The following is a 7,093-nucleotide window of genomic DNA, read 5'->3' as shown; positions in this document are numbered from 1 at the left end:
TTTGAAACCCTATATTTGTCCGTTTTTAAAATCGACCTAATTAATTATAATTTAAGGAATAATGCAGAACAAAGGACTGATTAAGGTTTTTGCAATTTTATTTGGACTGGTATGTATTTACCAGCTTTCATTTACATTTATTACAAATAGAGTTGAAGATGAAGCTGAAGAATATGCCATTCAAAAAATTGGTGAAGATGTAGATAATTATTCAGTTTTAAGAGATGCTGAAGAAAAACGTTATCTGGACTCTATAGGAGGCGACGAAATTATTGCCGGCATTACTTATAATGATGCCAAAGAAAAAGAACTAAATAAAGGTTTAGACCTTAAAGGGGGAATTAATGTTATCCTTCAGATTTCAGTGAGAGACATTCTTCACGGTCTTGCGAATAATACTAATGATCCTGCTTTTAATCGTGCTCTAGATCAAGCCGATGCAGCTCAAAAAGACAGTCAGGAAGATTATATAGATCTGTTTTTCGAAGCTTTTAACGAAATCCCGGATGCCAGACTGGCCTCTCCTGATGCATTCTTTAATAAATCCCTTAGCGATGACATTAATGCTGAAATGTCAAATGCTGAAGTTGAAGAGGTGATAAGAAAAAAAGTAGACGAGTCTATTACCTCAGCATTTGAGGTGCTTCGTAAACGTATCGATAAATTTGGTGTTACACAGCCAAATATTCAGCGTTTAGGGAATTCAGGAAGAATTCTGGTAGAACTTCCAGGGGCTAAAGATATCAGCAGGGTACAAAATCTACTTCAAAGTACCGCTCAATTAGAATTCTGGCACGTATATAAAAGCAATGATTTCGGGAACTTCCTTGCACAGGCTAATAATCGTTTGATTGATTTGGTTGGAGATAAAAAGGAAACCCAACAGGAAGCCGATACTACAGCAACGGAGGATAGTGATATTGATGAACTTCTCGCTGAAGCCGAAGAAGATGATTCTTCTGATGCTCCTACCGGCAACAATCCATTATTTGACCTTATTAGAACTCCGGGCTCCCCGGGAGGACCGGTTTTAGCTTATTTTTCTACCAGAGATACAGCTAAAGCAATGGAATACCTTAATAAATCTCAGGTAAGATCTCTGCTACCCGCAGACCAGCGTTACGCTAAATTTGTTTGGGGGATTCCTGAAGGGGATGCAGATATTGTGGGACTTTATGCTTTAAAAGGGAATAGAAATATGACTCCGCCTTTAAGTGGAGACGTTATTACAGATGCTCAGCAAACATTCGACCAGGTAGGTAGGATAGCAGTGTCTATGCAAATGGATGGTAGAGGAGCCAAGATTTGGGAAGAAATGACGGGTTATGCTTCTAACAATCAAAGCCAGATCGCAATTGTACTTGATAATATTGTGTATTCTGCCCCCGGAGTATCAAGCGGACCTATCTCAGGAGGGAGAAGTGAGATTACAGGAGACTTTACTATTACAGAAGGACAGGATTTAGCTAACGTACTTAGAGCAGGTAAGCTTCCTGCCTCTGCAGATATAATTCAAAGTGAGATAGTAGGGCCAAGTTTAGGACAGGAAGCTATCGATAGTGGTATTTTGTCTTTTGCCATTGCTCTTATTTTTGTACTTCTTTGGATGATTTTCTACTACGGAAAGGCTGGTATTTATGCCGATATAGCCCTTGCCGTGAACATACTTTTTATCTTCGGAATTTTAGCAGGACTTGGGGCCGTTCTAACCTTACCGGGTATTGCCGGTATCGTTTTAACCATTGGGATTTCGGTAGATGCGAACGTACTTATCTTTGAAAGAATTAGAGAAGAACTTGCAAAGGGTAAAATGCAGAAAGATGCTATTAAAGATGGTTTTAATAATGCACTTTCATCTATTCTTGATGCAAACATTACCACTGGTCTTACAGGTTTTATTCTTTTGATTCTTGGAACCGGACCTATTAAAGGATTTGCCACTACCTTATTAATTGGTATTGCTACTTCTTTATTTACCGCGATCTTTATTACCCGCCTGTTTATAGATGGTTACGCAAAAAGCGGAAAAGAACTTCCATTCTCTACTTCAGCTACAAAGAATCTTTTCAAAAATGTAAAGATAGATTGGTTAGGAAAAAGAAAATTAGCCTATGTTATTTCGGGAATTTTAATCATTATAAGTTTAGGTTCATTACTTGTCCAGGGATTAAACCTGGGGGTTGACTTTGTTGGTGGTAGAACTTATACGGTACGTTTTGACCAGGATGTTTCTCCTACCGATGTTCAGGATGACCTGGTAGCAGTTTTTGAGAGTGCAGAGGCTAAAACATTTGGACCAAATAATCAGCTTAAAATCACTACCAATTACCGTGTAGAGGATGATGGGGCAGAAGTAGACCAGGAAATTCAGAGAACCATGTTTGATGCACTTCAGGAATATCTTCCTGCGGATCTTACTTACGAACAATTTGAGGCCGGCGGAACAGATCGTGAACTCGGAATCATGCAGTCTATGAAGGTTGGACCTACCATTGCCGATGATATTAAGAATGACTCTTTCTGGGCTATTTTGGGATCTCTGGTTGTTATTTTCCTTTATATCTTATTGAGGTTTAGAAAATGGCAGTTCAGTATTGGGTCTGTTGCTGCTGTAGCTCACGATGTTATTATAGTATTAGGTGTTTTCTCTCTGCTTTATAAGGTGATGCCTTTTAGTATGGAAATTAACCAGGCCTTTATCGCTGCGATACTAACCGTAATTGGGTACTCGCTTAACGATACCGTGGTTGTTTTTGACAGGATTAGGGAGTATGTTAATGAGCATACTTCATGGAACCTCGACATAACTATTAATAAAGCTCTGGATAGTACGATAAGTCGTACCTTAAATACCTCGCTAACCACCTTAATTGTATTGCTTGCTATCTTCATCTTTGGAGGGGAAAGTATACGTGGCTTTATGTTTGCCTTAATTGTAGGTGTAATTGTAGGTACTTACTCGTCACTCTTTATCGCCACGCCGGTTATGTTTGACAGTGTTACCGATAAAGCGAAGATTCAGAAGAAAAAGAAACTTGAAGAAGAGCCTGAAACTACAGTTTAAGTAAAGTTTAATACTCATAAAAAAAAGGCTTCCCGTAACAGGGGAGCCTTTTTTTGTTTCTGTGAGTTAGTTTTGTTTTGGTAGAGATGGAAAGAATTTAAAAATACAGAAACTTTAGGGCTTCTTTGTAGGTTTAATTCAGTTAATAGAACAGTAAACAAAAAAGGCTTTCCTTGAGTGTAAGGAAAGCCTTTTTGCTTGTTTAGAAATATGTTTAGTCTGTTCTTTTGAAGTAAATTTTATCTCCAACTTCAATACCCCATTTTTCAATTAGCCCCGCATTTATTTCCAGTACGAATTGTGTTGGTTCCCCTGAAGGTAAAGAGGTTTGGTCCATGGGTTCAGTATTTTCATAGAAACTCACCGCGGTGCTGTCTGAAGAATAATAGATGATATCCAATGGTATATAAGTATTTTTCATATAGAAGGCCCGCGGTGCTGCATCATCATAGATGAAAAGCATTCCCTGAAGCTCTTCCATGCTTTCCCGGTACATTAAGCCCGTCTCATGTTCATATTGGCTATCGGCAATTTCAATGTCTAATTTCTTTATGGTATCACCTCCAGCTTTGATTAGGCTTAGTTCCCCTTCTTTGGTGAATTCAATGCTTTCTTCAATTATCTCTTCTGGCTGAGAGTCGTCTTTACATGAAGAAAAAAGAATTACAGAGGCCAGGCTCAGACTTAAAAAAAGATTTCTACGGATCATAGGCTACGATTTTTCGTTGGGCGATACATAAAATAGAAACCTGCAATTATAAACGGTATACTTAGCCATTGGCCAGTATTTAAGAGCCAGGTTGCACGTTCTTCTACCTGAGCTTCCTTTATGAATTCTACAAAGAATCTTACCGTCCAAAGCAATACCAGGAATAAACCAAAGATGTATCCTACTTTAAAACGTTTATCGGTTTTCCAGTATAAATACCATAGCAAAATGAAGATAAAAAAATAACAAACCGATTCGTATAGCTGGGCAGGATGTCTGGGGAAATCTTCACCCAGTTTGGCAAAAATGACTCCATAGTCTGAATTGGTTGGTTTCCCAATTATTTCAGAATTGATGAAATTCCCTATCCTAATAAAAATACCACCACTGGCAACAGGAATAACAATCCGGTCAAGGATCCAGAGAACTGGTTTATCCAGTACCTTCTTTCGGTATAAATACATGGCAATAATGATCCCAATCGCGGCACCATGGCTTGCAAGTCCCCTGAAACCAGTGAATTCAAATTCGGGCTCAAACCTTACCGGTAAGAATATTTCCAGTATATGGTTCTGGAAGTAATCCCAGTCATAAAAGATTACATGTCCCAGCCGGGCCCCAATAAGCGTAGCAAGCACTGTGTAGATAAATAAAGAGTCCAGTTTCTCTATATCAATTCCTTCTCTGGTATAGATACTTTTCATAATATACCATCCCAAACCAAAAGCGATAAGGAACATTAAACTGTAATAATGAAGGGTGAAAAACCCAAGATCCAAACCTTCAGAAGGGTTCCAGGTAATTGCATTGAAGAGCATGAAGTAGATTTATTTATTAGTAAGGTAAAGATACATATTTGCAGGTTTCTGCAAATTGCTAGGTATTCTTTTTTGGGGGGACGGGATCATAGCCTTTTCCGCCCCAGGGATTGCAGCTTACAATCCTTTTAATGCTTAACCAGCCGCCTTTAAACACTCCAAACCTTTCTAAAGCCGTAAGAGAATACTGGGAGCAGGTAGGCGTGTAACGGCAGGTTGCAGGAGTAAGAGGGGAGATGAAATGTCGATAAAATTTCACCAATAGAATAAAAGGATATGCGAGTATCTTTATAAACATGTTTATTCTATACTGAAGGTCGTGCCTTCTTTTCCATCTTTTAGCTGAATGCCCATATCCTGTAACTGGTCTCTTATCTGGTCGCTTAAAGCAAAATTCTTATTTACCCGTGCTTCGGCTCTTAGTTTTATAAGCAGTTCTATGGTTGCTGAAAGCTGTTTTTGTGTACTTTCTTCATTTTCTGAAGTTTTCTCGAGAAGTCCTAATACATCAAACATGAAATTTTTCATGGTTTTCTGCAGGGCTTCTTTATCTTCCGAAGTGATTTTTGCTTTAGCTTCTTTAATACTATTGATGAATTTTACAGCATCAAAAAGCTTTGCTATAAGGATAGGGCTATTAAAATCGTCGTTCATGGCATCATAGCAGGACTGTTTCCAATCGCTAACCGATATAGATGAGGATTCTCCAACCGGAAGATTCTCGATCTGATGGTAAGCGTCCATAAGTCGGTTGAAGCCTTTTTCACTTGCCGAAAGGGCTTCATTAGAGAAATCCAGCACGCTGCGATAATGTGCCTGAAGCATAAAAAACCTTGTTACATTTGGAGAAAATGGCTTGTCCAAAATATTATTATTACCTGAAAAAATTTCTTCGGGAAGGATATTATTTCCTGTGCTTTTGGCCATTTTCTTACCATTAAGAGTAAGCATATTGGCATGCATCCAGTAATGAACAGGGTTCTTACCGGTAGAAGCTTCTCCCTGGGCAATTTCACATTCATGATGTGGAAATTTCAGATCCATTCCGCCTCCGTGTATATCGAATTCTTCTCCAAGGTATTTGGTACTCATAGCAGTGCATTCTAAATGCCAGCCAGGAAAACCATCGCTCCAGGGAGATGGCCAACGCATAATATGCTGCGGTTCGGCTTTTTTCCATAAAGCAAAATCCTGCGGATTCTTCTTATCGCTTTGGGCAGCAAGTTCACGGGTGTTTGCAATCATATCTTCAAGAGATCGCCCGCTTAATTTTCCATAATGATGACTTTCGTTGTATTTCATTACATCAAAATAAACCGACCCGTTAGCTTCATAAGCAAACCCTTTTTCCAGGATTTCCTTTATAATCTCAATTTGTTCCACAATATGGCCTGTAGCAGTTGGCTCGATACTTGGCGGTAAATTGTTGAATTTTTGAAGAATATTATGAAAATCTATAGTGTAGCGCTGTACTACTTCCATAGGTTCAATTTTTTCCAGTCTCGCCTTTTTGGCGATACGGTCCTCTCCGCTGTCGGCATCGTTTTCAAGGTGGCCGGCATCGGTAATATTTCTAACATACCTTATTTTATATCCAAGGTGCTTCAGGTACCTAAAGACCAGGTCGAAGGAAATAAAAGTACGGCAATTGCCTAAATGAACGTTGCTATAAACAGTAGGGCCGCAAACATACATGCCTACATGTCCTGGGTTTATGGGGGTGAATACTTCTTTCTCCCCACTCATTGAATTGTACAGTTTTAAGCTTTGTTCATCAAAAAGCGCCATAGGTAGTTGGTTATTTTAATTGGAAATAATTAATTATGAAAAAGAAGTGTCCAGTTTGATATAATCCAGGAATTCACGTTTCACCTCCTTGTTTTTAAATGCTCCACCAAACTCACTGGTTACGGTGCTACTTTCAATATCCCTGATTCCCCGACTATTTACACAAAGGTGCTTAGCATCAACCACACAAGCAACATCGGGTGTTCCTAAAGCTCTTTGGAGTTCCTGAACAATTTGCATCGTCATTCTTTCCTGGACTTGTGGTCGCTTTGCAAAATAATCTACAATTCTGTTCATTTTAGAGAGACCTATTACTCTGCCTTTCGAGATATAAGCCACGTGTGCCTTCCCAACGATAGGTAGTAAATGGTGTTCACAGGTAGAATAAACAGTAATGTTTTTTTCTACCAGCATCTCTCCGTATTTATATTTGTTCTCGAAAGTGGAGGCCTTTGGTTTGTTTGCAGGGTCAAGTCCTGAGAAAATTTCGTTCACGAACATTTTAGCAACCCGCTGAGGTGTTCCCTGTAGACTATCATCGTTAAGATCAAGTCCCAGAGTTTCCATAATTTTCTTTACGTCATCCTTGATTAAGGCAACTTTTTCAATATTACTAAGCTCAAAAGCATCCTCGCGTATTGGTGTGTCTGCACTGCTACCCGCATGGGCATCCCCCATTTCATCAATTTCCGTCAAAATTTTGTCTATTTTCAT

Annotated in this window: 6 protein-coding genes; 1 reads left to right on the top strand and 5 read right to left on the bottom strand. The window is 39.0% G+C overall.

What is annotated here, in order from left to right:
- The first annotated feature begins 61 nt into the window (after positions 1-61).
- Positions 62-3,064 carry a protein translocase subunit SecDF gene (gene secDF / locus VIM94_RS13135; protein ID WP_332039757.1) on the top strand — a complete coding sequence of 1,001 codons (3,003 nt, stop codon included), beginning with the start codon at positions 62-64 and terminating at the stop codon, positions 3,062-3,064.
- A gap of 214 nt (positions 3,065-3,278) precedes the next feature.
- Here the strand turns inward: secDF and VIM94_RS13130 are convergent, their stop codons facing one another.
- The 5 genes from VIM94_RS13130 to folE form a co-directional block, all read right to left on the bottom strand.
- The gene (locus tag VIM94_RS13130; protein WP_332039756.1) at positions 3,279-3,773 is read right to left on the bottom strand and encodes a DUF192 domain-containing protein; all 495 of its coding nucleotides are present in this window, start codon (positions 3,771-3,773) and stop codon (positions 3,279-3,281) included.
- Positions 3,770-4,591: a prolipoprotein diacylglyceryl transferase gene (gene lgt, locus VIM94_RS13125; protein ID WP_332039755.1), complete on the bottom strand. Its 822-nt coding sequence runs from the start codon at positions 4,589-4,591 to the stop codon at positions 3,770-3,772. The genes VIM94_RS13130 and lgt overlap by 4 nt, the downstream gene beginning before the upstream one ends.
- A gap of 58 nt (positions 4,592-4,649) precedes the next feature.
- Positions 4,650-4,889, bottom strand: a complete 240-nt coding sequence (gene yidD / locus VIM94_RS13120) for a membrane protein insertion efficiency factor YidD (RefSeq protein ID WP_332039754.1) — start codon at positions 4,887-4,889, stop codon at positions 4,650-4,652.
- 2 nt (positions 4,890-4,891) lie between these two features.
- Entirely contained in the window at positions 4,892-6,379 is a 1,488-nt protein-coding gene (gene cysS, locus VIM94_RS13115; RefSeq protein WP_332039753.1) for a cysteine--tRNA ligase, read from the bottom strand.
- 33 nt (positions 6,380-6,412) lie between these two features.
- A partial coding sequence (gene folE / locus VIM94_RS13110) for a GTP cyclohydrolase I FolE (RefSeq protein WP_332039752.1) occupies positions 6,413-7,093 on the bottom strand: 681 nt, incomplete at its 5' end.

Source organism: Salegentibacter sp. (assembly GCF_036568425.1).
In the GTDB taxonomy this organism is placed as follows: domain Bacteria; phylum Bacteroidota; class Bacteroidia; order Flavobacteriales; family Flavobacteriaceae; genus Salegentibacter.
Note: the sequence above shows the minus strand (reverse complement) of the source record. Positions and strands in the feature narration are given on the sequence as shown.